General features: G+C 67.7%; 16 protein-coding genes and 1 pseudogene. 8 read left to right on the top strand and 9 right to left on the bottom strand.

What is annotated here, in order from left to right; genetic code table 11:
• Positions 1 to 211: 211 nt before the first annotated feature.
• The 6 genes from ADBZ6I_RS01990 to ADBZ6I_RS01965 form a co-directional block, all read right to left on the bottom strand.
• Positions 212 to 940 carry a 3'(2'),5'-bisphosphate nucleotidase CysQ gene (locus ADBZ6I_RS01990; protein WP_526380367.1) on the bottom strand — a complete coding sequence of 243 codons (729 nt, stop codon included), beginning with the start codon at positions 938 to 940 and terminating at the stop codon, positions 212 to 214.
• Positions 937 to 2,781: a sulfate adenylyltransferase subunit CysN gene (gene cysN / locus ADBZ6I_RS01985; protein ID WP_526380337.1), complete on the bottom strand. Its 1,845-nt coding sequence runs from the start codon at positions 2,779 to 2,781 to the stop codon at positions 937 to 939. Before cysN ends, ADBZ6I_RS01990 begins: the two co-directional genes overlap by 4 nt.
• On the bottom strand, positions 2,781 to 3,719 hold the full coding sequence (gene cysD, locus ADBZ6I_RS01980; protein WP_526380335.1) for a sulfate adenylyltransferase subunit CysD: 939 nt from the start codon (positions 3,717 to 3,719) through the stop codon (positions 2,781 to 2,783). The genes cysN and cysD overlap by 1 nt, the downstream gene beginning before the upstream one ends.
• 107 nt (positions 3,720 to 3,826) lie before the next feature.
• Positions 3,827 to 4,573 carry a sulfite exporter TauE/SafE family protein gene (locus ADBZ6I_RS01975; RefSeq protein WP_526380333.1) on the bottom strand — a complete coding sequence of 249 codons (747 nt, stop codon included), beginning with the start codon at positions 4,571 to 4,573 and terminating at the stop codon, positions 3,827 to 3,829.
• Between the two features lie 39 nt (positions 4,574 to 4,612).
• Positions 4,613 to 5,104 (bottom strand): beta-class carbonic anhydrase, encoded by a 492-nt coding sequence (locus tag ADBZ6I_RS01970; RefSeq protein WP_526380331.1) that lies wholly within the window; start codon positions 5,102 to 5,104, stop codon positions 4,613 to 4,615.
• Between the two features lie 96 nt (positions 5,105 to 5,200).
• Positions 5,201 to 5,419 carry a hypothetical protein gene (locus tag ADBZ6I_RS01965; RefSeq protein ID WP_526380329.1) on the bottom strand — a complete coding sequence of 73 codons (219 nt, stop codon included), beginning with the start codon at positions 5,417 to 5,419 and terminating at the stop codon, positions 5,201 to 5,203.
• Positions 5,420 to 5,666: 247 nt separating this feature from the next.
• Here ADBZ6I_RS01965 and oppB point away from each other — a divergent pair, with 247 nt between their 5' ends.
• From oppB to oppA, 4 genes are read left to right on the top strand one after another with little or no spacing between them, the layout of a single operon-like run.
• On the top strand, positions 5,667 to 6,644 hold the full coding sequence (gene oppB / locus ADBZ6I_RS01960; protein WP_526380327.1) for an oligopeptide ABC transporter permease OppB: 978 nt from the start codon (positions 5,667 to 5,669) through the stop codon (positions 6,642 to 6,644).
• Complete coding sequence (locus ADBZ6I_RS01955; RefSeq protein WP_526380325.1) at positions 6,641 to 7,552, top strand: ABC transporter permease; 912 nt, start codon at positions 6,641 to 6,643, stop codon at positions 7,550 to 7,552. Before oppB ends, ADBZ6I_RS01955 begins: the two co-directional genes overlap by 4 nt.
• Entirely contained in the window at positions 7,549 to 9,384 is a 1,836-nt protein-coding gene (gene oppD / locus ADBZ6I_RS01950) for an oligopeptide ABC transporter ATP-binding protein OppD (protein WP_526380323.1), read from the top strand. Before ADBZ6I_RS01955 ends, oppD begins: the two co-directional genes overlap by 4 nt.
• Positions 9,385 to 9,402: 18 nt before the next feature.
• Complete coding sequence (gene oppA / locus ADBZ6I_RS01945) at positions 9,403 to 11,067, top strand: oligopeptide ABC transporter substrate-binding protein OppA (RefSeq protein ID WP_526380365.1); 1,665 nt, start codon at positions 9,403 to 9,405, stop codon at positions 11,065 to 11,067.
• Here oppA and ADBZ6I_RS01940 read toward each other — a convergent pair.
• Entirely contained in the window at positions 11,057 to 11,296 is a 240-nt protein-coding gene (locus ADBZ6I_RS01940) for a hypothetical protein (RefSeq protein WP_526380321.1), read from the bottom strand. The two genes, oppA and ADBZ6I_RS01940, sit on opposite strands and share 11 nt — an antisense overlap.
• Positions 11,297 to 11,383: 87 nt before the next feature.
• On the opposite strand from ADBZ6I_RS01940, the pseudogene ADBZ6I_RS01935 reads away from it, so the two are divergent.
• Together ADBZ6I_RS01935 and ADBZ6I_RS01930 are read left to right on the top strand one after the other, a co-directional pair.
• Positions 11,384 to 11,573: pseudogene (locus tag ADBZ6I_RS01935) on the top strand (alpha/beta hydrolase); the annotation flags it as partial.
• A gap of 98 nt (positions 11,574 to 11,671) precedes the next feature.
• Positions 11,672 to 13,045 (top strand): wax ester/triacylglycerol synthase domain-containing protein, encoded by a 1,374-nt coding sequence (locus ADBZ6I_RS01930; protein ID WP_526380319.1) that lies wholly within the window; start codon positions 11,672 to 11,674, stop codon positions 13,043 to 13,045.
• 10 nt (positions 13,046 to 13,055) lie between these two features.
• Here the strand turns inward: ADBZ6I_RS01930 and ADBZ6I_RS01925 are convergent, their stop codons facing one another.
• Together ADBZ6I_RS01925 and ADBZ6I_RS01920 are read right to left on the bottom strand one after the other, a co-directional pair.
• On the bottom strand, positions 13,056 to 15,671 hold the full coding sequence (locus ADBZ6I_RS01925; protein ID WP_526380317.1) for an AAA family ATPase: 2,616 nt from the start codon (positions 15,669 to 15,671) through the stop codon (positions 13,056 to 13,058).
• Entirely contained in the window at positions 15,668 to 16,816 is a 1,149-nt protein-coding gene (locus tag ADBZ6I_RS01920; RefSeq protein WP_526380315.1) for a metallophosphoesterase family protein, read from the bottom strand. The genes ADBZ6I_RS01925 and ADBZ6I_RS01920 overlap by 4 nt, the downstream gene beginning before the upstream one ends.
• Positions 16,817 to 16,992: 176 nt before the next feature.
• On the opposite strand from ADBZ6I_RS01920, the gene ADBZ6I_RS01915 reads away from it, so the two are divergent.
• Positions 16,993 to 17,493 (top strand): SixA phosphatase family protein, encoded by a 501-nt coding sequence (locus ADBZ6I_RS01915; RefSeq protein WP_526380313.1) that lies wholly within the window; start codon positions 16,993 to 16,995, stop codon positions 17,491 to 17,493.
• A 129-nt stretch (positions 17,494 to 17,622) separates the two neighbouring features.
• Positions 17,623 to 17,836, top strand: a 214-nt coding sequence (locus tag ADBZ6I_RS01910) for an SDR family oxidoreductase (protein ID WP_526380311.1), incomplete at its 3' end; no start/stop codon positions are given.

Here is a 17,836-nt window from a genome sequence, read left to right as displayed (position 1 = left end):
GAAAGCTCAATGATATCTGAGAAAAAACTGAGACGGAAATCCTGGAAGTCGAACCTGCCGATGGAGATATCGCGGTGCATTTAGCAGGTAAAACAGATTCAGGGTCTGCGATTCGTCAGGACACCGTCGGCGCCATGTTCGAGATGCGCGGCGCTGATGAAAGAAGCCTGAGAGTATTCGAGCGTCGCCAGGTGCGCCGAGAACGCCGGTGCTAGCGAAGCGCCTCAAGCACGCGTTGGGCGTACTCGGGCCGGCAGACCACCAGGTCGGGCAGTAGCGGATCGGCCTGGTTGTAGCGCAGCTCTGAGCCGTCCACCCGGGAGGTGTGCAGACCCGCCGCCCGCGCCACCGCCACCGGAGCCGCCGAGTCCCACTCGTACTGGCCGCCGGAGTGCACGTAGACCTCGGCGCGGCCTTGCACCACCGCGGCCACCTTCGCGCCGGTCGACCCCATTTCCACCAAGGTTCCGTCGAGGTAGTCGCAGACCCGTTGGGCCGCCGCCGGCGGGCGGGTCCGCGAAACCAGGATCCGGGGCGAGGCATGTCCGGGCGGTGGCGCGGCGACCTCCGGTGTGGCCAGAACGACGCCCTGGGCGGGCAGCGCGACCGCACCGGCGGCGAGTTCCCCGTCCTGCCACAGCGCCACATGCACCGCCCAGTCCTCGCGGTCAGGCTCGGAGAACTCCCGGGTGCCGTCCAGGGGGTCGACAATCCAGACCCGATCGCAGTTCAGCCGCGCGGTGTCGTCGACACCTTCTTCGGACAGCACCGCATCGGCGGGCCTGGCTTCGGCCAATGCGGCCATCAACAAGTCATGGGAGCGCTTGTCGCCCTGAGCTTTTCGTTCCGCAGCCGGCGCGTCGGCGAATTCGGTGCGAACACCCAGCAGCAGCCGACCGGCTTCCGCGGCGAGCCGGGCTGCAAGTTGGTGATCGTTCAGGATCTCGGACCCAGCAGATCGACGACCTGTTGCGCCAATTCGGTGACGCTGTGATCGGGCGTCAGCCGCAAATCCGGATTGCGGGGCCGCTGGTACGGGCTGTCGATACCGGTGAAATTGATGATCTCGCCGCGGCGGACCTTGGCGTAGAGACCTTTGGGATCCCGGCGTTCACAGTCCTCCAGGGGTGTGTCGACGAAGACCTCGAAGAATTCGATACCGGCGTCGGCGTGCACCCTTCTGGCCATCTCACGATGCTCGTGCAACGGGCTGATGGCCGGCACCAGAACAGTCAGCCCGGCATCGGCCATCAGGCTGGCGATGTGGGCCAGGCGGCGCAGGTTCTCGCCGCGGTCGACCATGGTGAATCCGAGGTCGGCGTTGAGGCCGTGGCGCAGATTGTCGCCGTCGAGAATGTAAGCGGGACGCCCTTGTTCGAGCAGCAGCCGCTCGACCAGCACAGCCACCGAGGACTTACCCGAGCCGGACAGCCCGCTGAACCACACCGTGCGGCCCTTGGTCAGTCGGGCGGTCGCCAGCGACTGGTGGCGCACTGTGTTGGGCGTGGACCCACGGCCGGCTATCGGAGCGGTGTCGCGCACCATCCCCGCCGCCACGGTCACGTTGGTGTCCGGATCCATGAGGATGAACGACCCGGTGGCCGCGTTACGGCTGTACTCGTCGAGAAGCAGCGGTACCTGGGTGCGCAGGGTGACCCGGCCAAGTTCGTTGAGCTTCAACGCCGTCGCACTCTTGTCGCGATGCAGCGTGTTGACGTCCAGTCGGTACTCCAGCGCGGCGACACGGGTGCGGGTGGTGCGGGTGGTCTGCTTGATGAGGTAGTCGCGGCCTGGCTCCAGAGCTTCGTCATCGGCCATCCAGCACACCATCGCGTCGAACTCGGTGGTGGCTTCCGGCTGGTTGTGCGGCCGGGCCAGCATGTCGCCTCGGGAGATGTCGATGTCGTCGGCCAGGCTGATCGACACGGCCATCGGCGGAAATGCCTCGTCCACCGGGCCGCTCGGGCCGTCGATGGTGGTGATCCGACTGGTCTTGCCGCTGGGCAACACGATCACTTCGTCGCCGGGACGCATCACGCCACTGGCCACGGTTCCGGCGTAGCTGCGATGGTCGGCGTGCTCGCGGGTCTGCGGTCGGATGACGTACTGCACCGGGAAGCGGACGTCGACGAGGTTGCGGTCGCCCGCGATGTAGACCTCCTCGAGGTGGCGCAGCAGCGGCGGGCCGTCGTACCAGGGCGCCGCAGCCGACTTGGCTACCACGTTGTCGCCGTTGAGTGCCGACATCGGGATGGCCGTCACGTCATGGACGTCGAGGCGGGCGGCGAAGGCGTGGAACTCGTCGCGAATCTCGTTGAACCGCTCCTGATCCCAGCCGACGAGGTCCATCTTGTTGACCGCCAGCACGATGTGCTGGACACCGAGCAGGGACGCAAGGAACGCATGCCGACGGGACTGCTCCAGCAGGCCGCTGCGAGCATCGACGAGGACGATGACCAGTTGCGCGGTGGAAGCGCCGGTGACCATGTTGCGGGTGTACTGGATGTGGCCCGGGGTGTCGGCGATGATGAATTTCCGCTTGGCCGTGGCGAAGTAGCGGTAGGCGACGTCGATGGTGATGCCCTGTTCGCGCTCCGAACGCAGACCGTCGGTGACCAGTGCGAGGTCGGTGTAGTCATTACCCCGTTCGCGGGAGGTGCGCTCGACCGCGGCGAGCTGATCCTCCATCACCGCCTTGGAGTCGTAGAGCAGCCGGCCGATGAGAGTGGACTTCCCGTCGTCGACGGAGCCGGCGGTGGCCAATCTGAGCAGGGTCGCCATCAGAAGTAGCCCTCCCGCTTGCGGTCTTCCATGCCCGCTTCGGAGATGCGGTCGTCGGCTCGGGTGGCACCGCGCTCGGTGAGCCGCGAAACCGCGGTCTCGGCGATCACCTCCTCGACGCTTACCGCAGTGGATTCCACGCACCCGGTGCACGTGACGTCGCCGACGGTGCGGAACCGCACCGAGGTCTCGAAGACCTCCTCGCCAGGCTCGGGCTGCATGTGCTCGTGCACGGCCAACAACATTCCGTCGCGGCGGAACACCGGCCGGCGGTGCGCGTAGTAAATGCCCGGCAGCGCGATGTTCTCGGCGCCGATGTAGGCCCAGATGTCGTACTCGGTCCAGTTCGACAACGGGAAGACCCGGATGTGTTCGCCCTTGCGGTGCCGTCCGTTGTAGAGGTTCCACAGTTCGGGCCGTTGGGCTTTCGGGTCCCACTGGCCGAACTCGTCGCGGAAGCTGAACACCCGCTCCTTGGCCCGAGCCTTCTCCTCGTCGCGTCGCGCGCCGCCGAACGCCGCGTCGAAACGGTTCTCCCGGATGGCGCGCAGCAGACTGACGGTCTGCAGCGGATTACGCGACGGCCCGCTGTCGACCACCCGTCCGGCGTCGATGTCCTCCTGCACGGACGCGACGACCAGCCGCAGCCCGTGACGGTCGACGAGTTCGTCGCGGGTGGCGATGACCTCATCGAAGTTGTGTCCGGTGTCGACATGCATGACGGGGAAGGGGACCCGGGCGGGGGCGAACGCCTTGATCGCCAGCTGGAGCATGACGATGGAGTCCTTGCCGCCGGAGAACAGCAAGACCGGGCGCTCGAATTCGGCGGCGACCTCACGAATGATGTGGATTGCCTCGGCCTCCAGCGAACGGAGATGGCTCAGCTCGTACTGGCCCGCCTTAGGCCGGGCAGCGGCCTCTAGAACCTGCTCAGACATGGTTTCCCGAATTTGTTGGTTTGAACAACCAGATGTTTCCAATTGGGAAAACCGTAGCCAGCACCGGCAGGCCCCGTCAAACGTCTGACCCGTCGCCGAGCAGGCCGTCAGAGGCGCGCAGCCGCCAGTGCCAGTTGGACGACCTCTCCCAGCACGACCAGCACAATCAGGCGGTAGATCCACGGGCCGACCCCCGGCAGGACCGCTAGCCGTGCGGCGACGAGGCCACCGACCACAGCACCGAGGGACAGCGGGACGGCGGCCGGCCAGTCGACGTGACCGCCCACCGCGAGCACCGGGAGCGACACCGCCGCGATGGCGGTGGCAATGGCCACCTTGGCGGCATTGGCCGACACGATGTCCATCCGGACGGACATAACCAGGACGAACAGCAGGTAGGTCAGTCCGTCCAGCACGATGAATCCGGCCCAGACACCCACCAGGAAGATCAGGGTCAGCTGCGTCGGACCGACCCGGGGTTCGTCCGGACGCGCAGCCAGCCAGCGGGTCGGCCGCACCCCGAGCAGGACCACGGCGACGAGCAGAGCAACGACGATCGCCAGGTGCAGGCGAGACGGCGACACCACTTCCGAGAGGTACGCGCCGAGCACCGCCCCCAGCGCCCCGGCGGCGGCGAGCGGGGCGACCAGACGCCACCGGACCATGCCGGCCCGCATGAACGAGGTGAGCGCTGCCACCGCCCCGACCAACACGGCCACCCGGTTGGTGCCGTTGGCCAGTTCCGGATCGAGGCCGACGGCCAACAGCGCGGGCAACGAGACCGCCGATCCGGCCGAAGCCAGGGTGTTGGCGAAAGCCAGGCCGATGCCGGCGACAAACAGCAGGACGGTCATGATGTGACCGGGCTTCCGGCGGCCCAGTCCCCGGACGCTTTAGAGGGTGACCTCGTGCAGCTTGCCGGTGGCGACGTCGAACACGAAGCCGCGCAGCGAGGTGTGCAGGGTGACGAACGGGCTGTTCTGCACCCGGCGCAGCGACTGCCGGACGTCGTCCTCGACGTCGGGGAATGCCTCCGCCGCCCATTCCGGCTTGATGCCGGTGTCGTTCTGGATGTCGCGCTTGAAGTCGTCGTCGGCGAAGGTCAGCATGCCGCAGTCGGTGTGGTGGATCAGGATGATCTCCCGGGTGCCGAGCAAGCGCTGACTGATGGCCAGCGAGCGGATCTCGTCATCGGTCACGACACCGCCGGCATTGCGGATGACGTGCGCCTCGCCCTCTTTGAGGCCCAGAATCCGGTACACGTCCATCCGGGCGTCCATGCAGGCCAGCACCGCCAGACACTTGCTCGGCGGCAGCGGTAGCGGGCCGGAAAACGTCTTGGCGTACTCGGCGTTGTTCGCCAGATACTCGTCGGTCACACTCACGGCTGCCTCCTGTGATCGGGTCACGAATGCTCGCCGCGATGGTAGCGGCCAACCCCCGCCGGTGTCCTCGCCAGGAATCAGCGTGAGCTCAAAAGCTCAGTCGGTCGGCGGTGGCGGTGGGGTGGCGATCACGGATGGGCTGAACGAGGCGACCGACGATGTCGTGGTGGTGACCTCGTCCATCGACGCGGTGCCGGGGGCGAGAACCACCCCAGGTTCGACCGAGGTCGTTTCCTGGGCGAGGCCGAAAAGTCCCATGCCGACGACAACGAGGCCCCCGAGGGCGGCAGTCCCCGCACGTGTTTGCGGTTTCATGTAATTCGGGTTACCGAGCGCGCTCCTGACCAAACCGGATACCGGTGGATTTTCCGATCAACCCGGACCGCCGACGCCGCCGTCCGAGTCACCCTCGCCTGGGGCCTGGCTGGGCTGGCGCACACAGCAGCACAGCGGAACGCCGGACGAATGTGGTCATATTGGAGGCGCGTACCCGTGCCTGCAACGGATAAACGCCGCCGATCTCCTACCCTGTGCTGATGCGACGACGGGTCCGGTGCCGCCGATGATCCGCTTCCTGGCACGACGACTGCTCAACTACCTGGTGCTGCTCGCACTGGCCTCGTTCCTGGTCTTTCTGCTGGCCTCCTGGCAGTTCCATCCGCTGGACAGCCTGGAGTCGCGCAACCCCCGGCCGCCGCAGGCGGTGATCGATGCCAAGCGGGTTGAGCTCAATCTGGACAAGCCGGTCACCCAGCGGTACCTGCACTGGGTGGGAGGCGTCGCCCAGGGTGATTTCGGCCGCACCGTCGGTGGCCAGCCGGTGACCGACGAGTTGTGGCGTCGGGTCGGTGTCAGCCTGCGCCTGCTGATCAGCGGCGTCGTCATCGGCACGCTCCTCGGCGTCGTCGCGGGCGCCTGGAGCGCAATCAAGCAGTACCGGCTCAGCGATCGAGTCATCACCGCGCTGTCGCTGTTGGTGCTCAGCACGCCGGTCTTCGTCATCGCTCCCCTGCTGATGCTTGCCGCCAACAAGGCGAATTCCGTTCTGGGCGTGCAACTGTTCGAATACATCGGCGAGTCGTCGCCGAACCCGACCGGAGGCCCGTGGGGCCAATTCGTCGACCGCCTGCAGCACCTGGTGCTGCCGACCTTCACGCTGGCGTTGGCCGGGTTCGCCGGGTACAGCCGCTATCAGCGCAACGCGATGCTGGACGTGCTGGGCCAGGACTTCATCCGGACCGCCCGGGCGAAGGGTCTGACTCGGCGTCAGGCGCTGTTCAAACACGGTCTGCGCACCGCGCTGATTCCGATGGCCACGCTGTTCGCCTACAGCGTCGCCGGGCTGTTCACCGGCGCGGTGTTCACCGAGAAGATTTTCGGCTGGCACGGCATGGGCGAGTGGTTCCTGCAGGGCATCGGCACCCAGGACATCAACATCGTCGCGGCCATCACGTTGTTCTCCGGCGTCACGGTGTTATTGGCCGGGCTGCTGTCCGACATCGTCTACGCCGTCCTGGACCCGAGAGTGCGGGTGACATGAGCGCGGCGGTGACAGGTGGTGCGCCCGGCGTCGAGGCGGGGTTTTCCTCGCGGCAGAGCATGCTGTTCCGCCGCTTCCTGCGCAACAAGCCCGCCGTGGTGTCGCTGGTCCTGTTGGTGTTGTTGTTCATCGGCTGCTTCGCTGTGCCGCCGCTGCTGCCCTACCACTTCAGCGATCTGGACTATTACGCGTTACAGCAGCCGCCCAGCCCCCAGCACTGGTTCGGCACCAACGCACTGGGCCAGGACCTGCTTGCGCAGACGCTGAGCGGCATGCAGAAATCGATGCTGATCGGGGTGTGCGTGGCGTTCATCTCGACGGTGCTGGCCGCCACGGTCGGCTCGATCGCCGGATATTTCGGCGGATTCCGGGACCAGGCGCTGATGTGGTTCGTCGACCTGCTTCTGGTGGTGCCGAGCCTGCTGCTGATCATGATCGTGGTTCAGCGCACCAAGGGAAACATCGTCTGGATCATTGTGCTGCTGTCCGCCTTCAGCTGGATGATCAGCTCTCGGATGGTGCGCGGCTTGACCATCAGCCTGCGCGAACGCGAGTACGTCCAGGCGGCCCGCTACATGGGCGTGCCCAGCGGCCGGATCATCGCCCGCCACATCCTGCCCAACGTGGCCTCCATCCTGATCATCGACACCGCCCTGAACGTCGGGGTGGCGGTGCTTGCCGAAACCGGTTTGAGCTTCCTCGGTTTCGGGGTGCAGCCACCGGACGTCTCCCTGGGCACCTTGATCGCCGACGGCACCAAGTCCGCGCTGACGTTCCCGTGGCTGTTCCTGTTCCCCGCCGGGGTGCTGATCGTGATCGTGTTCTGCGCCAACCTGGTTGGCGACGGATTGCGGGACGCGTTCGACCCGGGCAGCGCCAACCTGCAGCGCCGGAAGCGCAAGCCATGAGCCTGCTGTCGGTGACCGACCTGTCGGTGAGTTTCCCCACCGACAACGGTGAGCTGGCCGCTGTGCGGGGACTGAGCTATCGGATCGCCCCGCGCGAAGTGGTGGCGATGGTCGGCGAATCCGGCTCGGGCAAGTCCGCGGCGGCGATGGCGGTCATCGGCCTGCTGCCGGAGTACGCGACGGTATCCGGTTCGGCGACCATGGACGGCCAGGAACTGCTCGGCATGCCCGACGAGGAGATGTCGCGCATCCGCGGCCGCCGCATCGGAACGGTGTTCCAGGACCCGATGTCCGCACTGACCCCGGTCTACACCGTCGGCAATCAGATCGCCGAGGCCATCCGCGTACACAATCCCGACGTCTCCAAGTCGGCGGCGTTCGCCCGCGCGGTTGAACTGCTCGACCTGGTCGGCATCGCCCAAGCCGAACGCCGGGCCCGGGCCTTCCCACACGAACTGTCCGGCGGCGAGCGCCAACGGGTGGTGATCGCCATCGCGATCGCCAATGACCCGGACCTGATCATCTGCGATGAGCCCACCACCGCGCTGGACGTCACGGTGCAGGCCCAGATCCTGGAGGTGCTCAAGACAGCACGTGATGTCACCGGCGCCGGGGTGCTGATCATCACCCACGACCTGGGTGTGGTCGCGGAGTTCGCCGACCGCGCACTGGTCATGTACGCCGGCCGGGCGGTGGAGTCGGCGACGGTCCCCGACCTCTACGCCGATCGCCGGATGCCCTACACCGCGGGCCTGCTGGGTTCGGTGCCGCGGCTGGGCGCCCCGCGCGGCGAGCGGCTGGTGCCGATCCCCGGCGCACCACCGTCACTGATAGCCCTGCCGCCGGGCTGCCCCTTCGCCCCGCGGTGCCCGCTGGCCATCGACGACTGCCGGGCCGCCGAACCGGCGCTGCTCACCGTGGGGACCGGGCACTCGGCAGCCTGTATCCGCACCGATCTGGTGGCCGGCCGCAGCGCCGCAGAGATCTACGGCGTGGCCACCGAGCCGCCCGCCGTCCCCGAGACGGGCGGGGCCGAGGTGGTGGTGCGGGTGCGTGAGCTGTCCCGGACCTACCGACTGACCAAGGGCGTGGTCTTCCGGCGCCAGGTCGGGGAGGTCCGCGCTGTCGACCGGATCAGCTTCGAGGTGCACCAGGGCCGAACGCTGGGCATCGTCGGGGAGTCGGGATCGGGCAAATCGACCACACTGCACGAGATCCTGGAATTGCGTGCGCCGCAGTCGGGGTCCATCGAGGTGCTGGGCAACGACGTCGCAACCCTGACCGCGCAGCGCCGCCGGGAGCTGCGCGGCGATCTGCAGGTGGTGTTCCAGGACCCGGTGGCGGCCCTGGACCCCCGGCTACCGGTGTTCGATATTCTCGCCGAGCCGTTGAGCACCAACGGTTTCGACAAGACCGCGACCGAGAACCGGGTTGCCGAACTCCTGGAGCTCGTGGGCCTGCGCCGTGCTGACGCCAGCCGCTACGCCCAAGAGTTCTCCGGCGGGCAGAAGCAGCGCATCGGTATCGCCCGCGCGCTGGCGCTGCAGCCCAAGATCCTGGCCCTGGACGAGCCGGTGTCGGCGCTGGATGTCTCGATTCAGGCCGGCATCATCAACCTGCTGCTGGACCTGCAGCGCCAGTTCAACCTGACCTATCTTTTCGTCTCCCACGACCTGTCGGTGGTCAAGCATCTGGCCCACACCGTGGCGGTGATGTACCGCGGCGCGATCGTCGAATACGGCGACAGCGAGGAGGTGTTCACCAACCCACGCAACGAGTACACCCGCCGTCTGCTGGCCGCGATCCCCCAGCCGGACCCGTCGCGCCGCTAACATTTCAGGGTGACTCGACTGATCCGCCTGCTCACCGTCCTGCTGTCGGCGCTGGTCCTGGTGCTGGCCGGCTGCTCATCACCCGACCGCTCCGCCCCCTCGCCGGGCGGCAACGCCGAGATCGGTAAAGCCAGCGACACCAACCCGCAGGACCCGGCCACGCTAAAGCAGGGCGGCAACCTGCGGCTGGCCATCGGGTCGTTGCCGGAGAACTTCAACACTCTGCACATCGACGGCAACCTGGCCGACACCGCGGCCATGCTGCGCGCGACTATGCCGAGGGCGTTCGTCATCGCCCCGGACGGCTCGATGGAGGTCAACCCCGACTACTTCACCTCGGTGGAGCTGACCAGCACCGAGCCGCAGGTGGTCACCTACACGATCAACCCGAAGGCCGCCTGGTCCGACGGCACCCCGATCACGTGGGAGGACATCGCCGCCCAGATCAACGCCACCAGCGGCAAGGACAAGGCGTTCGCGATCGCCTCACCCAACGGCTCCGACCGGGTGGCCTCGGTGACCCGCGGCGTCGACGACCGCCAGGCCGTGATGACCTTCGCCCAGCACTATCCGGAGTGGCGCGGGATGTTCGCCGGCAACACCATGCTGCTGCCCAGGAGCATGACCTCGACTCCGGAGGCGTTCAACAAGGGCCAGCTGGACAAGCCGGGCCCGTCCGCGGGGCCGTTCATGGTCTCGTCGGTGGACCGCAACACCCAGCGAATCACCCTGACCCGCAACCCCAAATGGTGGGGCACGCCCGCGCTGCTGGACTCGATCACCTACCTGGTGCTCGACGACGCCGCACGGATTCCGGCGCTGCAGAACAACACCATCGACGCCACCGGAGTCGCCTCACTGGACGAACTCAAGATCGCCCAGGGCACCAACGGCATCGCGATCCGCCGCGCACCAGGCCCCAGCTGGTACCACCTGACCTTCAACGGCGCGCCCGGGGCAATCCTGTCGGACAAGGCGCTGCGGCAGGCGGTGGCCAAAGGCATTGACCGCCAAGCCATCGTGAACGTGGCCCAGCGCGGCCTGGTGGACAATCCCACACCGCTGGGCAATCACATCTTCGTCGCCGGGCAGGCGGGTTACCAGGACAACAGCGCCGTGGTGGCCTACGACCCGGAAAAGGCCAAGGCCGAACTCGATGCGCTCGGCTGGAAGCTTGACGGGCAGTTCCGCGCCAAAGACGGCAAGCAGCTGGTGATCCGAGACGTTCTCTACGACTCGCAGAGCGGACGGCAGGTGGCACAGGTGGCGCAGAACAGCCTGGCCCAGATCGGCGTGAAGCTGGAATTGGACGTTAAGCCGGCCAGCGGTTTCTTCACCAACTACGTCAACGTCGGCGACTTCGACATCACCCAGTTCTCCTGGGTGGGCGATGCTTTCGCGCTGTGCTGCCTCAACCAGATCTTCACCACCAACGCCGAGAGCAACTTCGGGAAGATCTCTTCACCGGCGATCGACGCCAAAGTCGAGGAGGTGCTCGACGAGCTGGACCCGACCAAGGCCCGTGCGCTGGCCAACGAGGTGGACAAGATGTTGTGGGACGAGGTGTTCAGCCTGGCGTTGTTCCAGTCGCCGGGCAACGTGGCGGTGCGTGACACGCTGGCGAACTTCGGGCCGTCGGGCGTGGGCGACTTGGACTACAGCGCAATCGGTTTCATGAAGTGATGGCCTGAAACAGTCTCGGCACGGCGGCGGGCAGCGCGCCCTCGACCCGGGCGGCGGCCTCGATGGCCAGGCCCAACAGCTTCACTTCCGGGCGCACCGGCATCGCGTCCAGCTCCGGGCCCTGCGCGGGTAAATCCCCGGCGTGGCCCGCGACCAGGTCCGAGGCAATGCGCAGGGCGGCGGCCTCGCGGGTGTCGAGGATGCTGTGCCCGGCGGTGGGCAGCGGCACCAGCGCCGCGCCCGGGATGAGCGCGGCGACGGCGAGTCCAGGACCATCGCGTGCACCCGACCTGGGTGCCGCACACCCATCGGCCACTACCAGGGGCTGCGCCGCCGCGCTGACGAGGCCCGGTCTGGACGTCATCATGGTCGAGCACCGCGGCGTGGGGATGTCCCGGCACGACAACGCCGGCGCCGACCTGACCCCGGAGGCACTCACCATCGAGCAGGTGGTCGATGACATCGCCGCCGTGCTCGATGACGCGGACGTGCAACGCGCTCTTCTCGCATGATGCGATTCTGCCTAATCGGGCAGGGAACAAAGTCACCAGTTGGCCCCTACGTCGTGACGAGGGCCTCCTCGCGGTCGTAGCGTGAGTTCACGATGACTGAATTCATGAGCCAGACCGACGCCTTCACCTGGGCCATGGAGTCCGATCCCCGGTTGCGTTCCACCGTGGTGACGGTGATGCTGCTGGACCGCTCCCCGGACTGGGACGTGGTGCGGTCCCGCTTCGAAGTGCTGGCGAACACGCTGCCGATCTGGCGCCAACGGGTGATCGAGTCTCCCGCGCCGGCACCGCCGCGCTGGGAGACCGCACCCGACTTCGACATCGACTTCCATCTTCGCCGCGGTACGGCGCCGGTGCCGGGCAACCTCGACGGCGTGCTGGAGGTGGCCCGGCTAGCGGCGATGGCCGATTTCGACCGCGCCCGTCCGCTGTGGACGGTGACCCTCATCGAGGGGCTCGACGACGGTGGCGCGGCGGTGCTGTGCAAGTTCCACCACGCCCTGACCGACGGGGTGGGCGGCGTGCAGATCGCGATGCACCTGTTCGACCTGACCGAGCAGCCGCGTGCCATCGAGGAGGTCGCCACCAAGACCAACCATCCCGAAGTGCACCCGCACGGACCGCTCACCGAGTACGTCGACGTCATGCGCTACGACGCCGGACTGGTAGGCAAGGCGTTCAGCGGTGCGGTGACGAAAGCACCGAAACTTCTGCTGGACGCCGTCCGCCGGCCGCTGAAGACTGCCGCGTCGGCGTCCGAATTGGCGGGTTCGGTCTACCGGTTCGCCCGCCCGGTGCGCAGCACCGGGTCGCCGTTGATGAAGCAGCGGTCACTGGTGCGCCGGCTGGGGGTGCACGAGGTGCCGCTGGCCGCGCTGAAAGAGGCCGCGCACCGCAGCGGCGGGTCGCTCAACGATGCTTTCGTGGCCGGCATCTCCGGAGGGCTGCGCCGCTACCACGAGAAGCACGGCGCGACGGTGGGCGATCTGCACCTGACGATGCCGATCAACATCCGCCACGACGGCGAGTCGGAGGGCGGGAATCACATCACGTTGGCGCGCTTCGACGTTCCGGTGGGTGTGGCCGACCCGGCCGAACGGATCAGCGAGACCCACGAGCGGACCCAGAAGGTTCGCAACGAGCGTTCGACGGATTACGTCCAGATTCTGGCCGGGGCGATGAACCTGATGCCGCGCTGGTACATCGGGTCGATGCTGCGCAGGATCGACTTCCTGGCCAGCGACGTGCCGGGCATTCCGGTGCCGGTGTATCTGGCGGGAGCCAAGGTGCGGATTCAATATGCGTTCGGCCCGACTATCGGCTCGGCGGTGAACGTGACGCTGCTGACCTACGTCGACACCTGCGCGCTGGGTATCGACGTCGACACCGGCGCAATCCCGGACTTCGACGCGTTCTACCAGTGCCTGGTGCAGGGGTTCGACGAGGTGCTGGCCCTGGCGGGCTAACGACTCCGCGTTATGCGCAGATCTCGATGACCTCGGCGTCGGCTACGCGGTCGTAGCGCCCAGGTGTACAGGTCAGCACGATCACCTGACCGCGGTCGCCGACCGTGCTGAACACAGCAGCCATCCTGTCCAGTCGATCGGGGTCGCTGAAGCCCAGGGCGTCGTCGATGACGACGGGAACGGTGTCCTCGTTGGCGACGAGCGCCGCCCCGGCCAGCCGGGCCAGGATGCCCAACTGCTCTTTGGCGCCGCCGGACAGCGAATCGAACGGCACGGTGCATCCATCGAGGGTGCGGGTCTGGATCGTCAACTCGGTGTCGACGTCCACCGAGAAGGTGTCGCCGAACACCTTGCGGCCCAACCGTTCCAGCTCGGTGCGGTACGGCTGCATGTAGCGCGCCCGGGTGTTGTCGCGGTGCCGGGCCATGGTGTCGCGCAGCAGTTGGGCGGCGGCGGCCCGCTCCCCGATTCGAGTGTGTTCTGCGCGGGACTGTTCCAGTTCGGCCTCGGCTTCATCGAGCAGGCCCTGCCGCCCCTCGCTTCCGATGATCCCGAGTTCGACGGAGATGTCGTGCAGGGCCTGCTTGGCCTCGGCGTGCGCGCGGCCCAACGCCTCCGCGGCCCCAAGTGCCGCAGTCACCTCGGCTTCGACCGCGGCCGGGTCGGCGGAGTCGTACTTCCCGGTCACCGCGGCGAGCGCGACGTCGGCCTGGCGCTGCGCCTCAGTGGCGGCGGTCGCCTGCTCGGCCACAGCCGCGTCGCTGACCGCGCTGCGCAGCGTGACCAGTTGGTCGCGGACTGCCACGAGTTCGGCGTCGGCGGCCTTGACCTGCTCCTGCAGAAGTGTCACCGCACCGACCTTCTCGGTCAGTGTCACAGTGGCCGCTGCGGCGGCCTTCCGCTGGACGTCGGCGGTGGCGCGAGCCTGATCGCGGGCGTCGTCAGCCGCCGATAACTCGGCTGCGGCCGTCGCGGCGTCGACTCCGGGCGCCTCGGGAGCGGCAGCCCGGAGTTCGACCAGCCGGGCGCGCAACTGTGCCGGGTCCTCGCCGTCGCACAGCACCTTGAGACCGGCGGCCTGTTCGAGGCTGCGGTCGGTCAACGTGCGGCGCTGCTTGTCCAGCTTGCGGGCGCCGGCCAGGTCGGGAACGCCCACCTCGGCCAGCGCGTCGGCCAGGGTTGCCTGTGCGGCAACCAGATCCGCGTGCAGCTTGACCGTACTGTCGCCGGGGTCGATCCGGATCGTCAGCACGCCGGGCACGTCCACCACGACGGCTGCCGAGGCCGGCTGAGTCCACTGCTGACCGGCGGCCAGCGTGCGCTGCTCGCCGTCGACGGTGATCTGAAGGTCCGCGGGCGCGGTGAACTGAACGGTTGCCGCGTCGGCCTGCAACTGGGCGGTGAGCCGTTCGACCAGCGTGGCGCTGTCCTCGATGGCGGTCAGCAGGTCGTCGGTGAGAGCGACCGCGGCCAGTTCCGCGGTGAACCGTTTCAGGTTCGCCTCGGCCTCGTCGATGCGCACCACCCGCGCGGCCACTTCATCGGCCTCGTCGTGCGCGACGCGTGCCTTGGCGATCGCGCGGGCGGACTCCAGCCGTTGTTGTGCGGCCAGCAGTGCGGCCTCGGCCTGCTCGGCGGACTTCGCGGCGTTATCGGCGGCCTCCCGAGCGGCGGCTCCGGCGGTCTGCGCAGCGAGCAATTCGGTATGCAGGGCGGCCTGCGTGGCGGCGCGGCGCTGCACCTCGTCAACAAGCTTCAGCCGCTGGCCATTGCCCATCGCGGCATTGGCGGCGGCGTTCGCGGCGGCCTGAGCCGCCAGTTGCGCCTGGTCGAGTTGCTCGGCCAGTTCGGCCAGAACCGACCGGGCCTCCCGCGCGGCGTTCAGCCGCTCGGTCGCCGGCGCCAGTGACTCGGCCAGTTCCCGGAGGGTCCCGGTGAGTTCCTCGTGGCGGCGCACCCGGTCGTCGACCTCCTCGACGGCGGCGGTGCACCGGGCAACCTCCGCGTCGGCTGCCGCCAGCCGGTCGATCGCGGCCTTCCAGTCTTTCGTCGGCCGGCCGGTTCCGGTGAAGTAGCGCTGGTACTCGGCATCGACGAGGTCGATGAGATAGGAGTCCGCGCCGGCCGGGGCCGCGTCGGTCTCACCGGCGGCCGCATCCAGGGCCCGGGACAGCGCGTCGGAGCCCGACAGGTTCACCGCGTGGGTGGAGGCCGCCTGCAGGACTCGCTGCGCCTCCCACAGCTTGGTGTCGACCGTCTCGTTCAGCATGGCCTCGACCCGCTCGTGGGCCTGATCGCCGCTGCATTGCTCCGGCTTGGGCTCGATGATCTCGAGTTCGGTCTTAGCCTTCTTGTGGAACCGCTTCCGGTACACGAAACGGTAAGGCCCGGTGGTGATCTCGGCCTCGACCTCCGCGCCGACATCGCTGTTCGCAGGCTTAACCTGTTTGACGTCCCGGTGGTTGGAGCGGTCCCGGTAGGTCAGCAGCAGATCGAGAGCCTCCAGCATGGAGGACTTCCCGATCTCGTTGGGACCGCACACGACCACCACGCCGCGCTCGGGGAATTTCAGCTCACGGTCGGCGACGCCGCGGAAGTTGGTCAGCCGTAACCGGTGCAGTATCACGCCGCGCTCCCCTCCTTGAGCCGCAGCAGCAGGGCGAGCGCACCGCGCGCAGCGCCGGCGGCGGCGCTGTCAGCCCGCGCCGTCTGGACCAGTTCGGCGACCGCGTCGGCGGCGAACCCGCCGATCCCGATGTCGTCGAATTCGTCGTCGGAGGGCATGACGACCAAGTTGGTGTGCCGTTCCCAGGTGCCCAAGCCGGCGAACAGCCGGGAGTACTTGTCCAGGCAGGCGTCCAGGGCAGCACGGTCGGTGACCGTCAGGGTGCCGACCAGGCCGAGTTGAACGACGGTGCGGTCCTTGCCGGTCAACTGGTCGAGATTGACGTCGAGGTCGGCGATATCGCGGATGGTGTTGACCTCGCGGCGCAGTGTCAGGAACCGCCAGGTCCCGACTCGGCGCGACTCGACGCTCACCGGGTGGGCGGGGTCGTCGAGGTCCACATCGACGAGCAGCACCTGGCCGGAGTCCGCTTCCTTGTGGTCGTAATTGGTGACCTCGGGCGAGCCCGGATACCACACCCGTCCGCTGTCGCCGACGCAGGTGCGGGAGTGCTTGTCGCCCAACGCCACATAGTGCAGAGCCGAACTGTCCAGTGCGCCGGTCAATCCGGCCATCCGGATAAGTGCCGGGTTGGTCTGGTCCGGGTCGAGCAGGTCGACCGCACCGTGCGCCACCAGGATCCGCGCAGTACCGTCGGCGGCAATCCCGTCGAGCACATCGGCGGTCAGATCGGCGGTGGGTTTCTTGGACCGCCACGGGGCGGCGACGATCTGGAGTCCGGCCCGGACGTCGAACACGCCGTCGCGGTCGAGCACCGTCACATTGTCCGGGCACTCCCGGGTGAACAGCGCGCCGGTGTACACCGACGACGCGTCCAGCGGATCGTGGTTTCCCGGCAGCAGATAGACCGGAACGCCGATCCGGCGCATCGCTTCGAGGGCCTGGCTGATTACCTGCGGAGCCAACTGGTTGGCGTCGAAGACGTCACCGGAGACGACGATGAATTCGGCGCCGGTCTCGCGGGCCAGGTCGCCGAGTGCCACGACGGCGTCCCGGCGGGCGGCCGAGTACCGGGCCTGGGCGTCGTCACCCAGGAATTTCCGCGTCATGCCCAACTGCCAGTCCGCGGTGTGCAGAAACTTCATGGCCCCGACTGTATGGCCGGGGTCGGACAACTCCGGGGACGTCGACCGGCATGTGCCCGCTGTGCCTGAATTTCCCAACTCCTCCTCGGGACTCCGTCGACGCATCGTCGTCGGGATAATGACCTGAATTTCCCAACTCCTCCTCGGGACTCCGTCGACGCATCGTCGTCGGGATAATGGGGCGGATGAGAACACTGGTGCTGATGCGGCATGCCAAATCCGACTACCCGGACGGCGTGCCCGACCACGAACGGCCGCTGGCGAACCGGGGTGTCCGCGAAGCCGGGATCGCCGGCGACTGGCTGCGGGCGAACGTCCAGGGGATCGACGCGGTGCTGTGCTCGTCGGCGGTCCGCACCCGCCAGACGCTCGTGCGCACCAGCGTGGACGCGCCGGTGAGCTATCGCGACCAGCTCTACGGGGCGAGCCCGGACACGGTGATCGACGAGATCAACGGTGTCGGCGACGACGTCACGACGCTGCTCGTGGTCGGACATGAGCCGACGATGAGCCATCTCGCGCTCGGCCTGGCCGGGCCGGGGAGCGACCGAGACGCCGCCCAGCAGATCGCGTTCAAGTACCCGACGTCGGCGATCGCGGTGCTCGCCGTGCCGGGATCGTGGTCGGACCTCACAGTGGACGGCGCCGAACTGGTGCGATTCCACGTTCCGAGGTAGTACTGCGCGGGCCGTTCGGCATGCCTTGCAGAGCACGTTCTGGGAGTGAAGTATTAACACAGATCCCGAACCTGCGTCGGCGCGGAGCGCCCACTGATCTTCGGCAACCGAACGCGAGGGGAAATAAAGATGAGTTCAGTGTTGATGACGGGGTTCCCGGGTTTCCTCGGGTCGGCGCTACTCCCCCGGATCCTCGCCAAGCGGGAAGACGCAGAAGTCATCTGCATCGTGCAGGCGAGGCACATGGATGCCGCAAAGGCCAGGCTGGCCGAGATTGCGGCAGCCCATCCCCACACCGCGGAACGGGTCCGACTCGTCGAGGGCGACATCACGGTGCGGGGCC

Origin of the sequence: Mycobacterium sp., assembly GCF_044342925.1 — a bacterium.
Classification (GTDB): domain Bacteria; phylum Actinomycetota; class Actinomycetes; order Mycobacteriales; family Mycobacteriaceae; genus Mycobacterium.
This window is presented reverse-complemented; position numbering and strand designations above follow the sequence as displayed.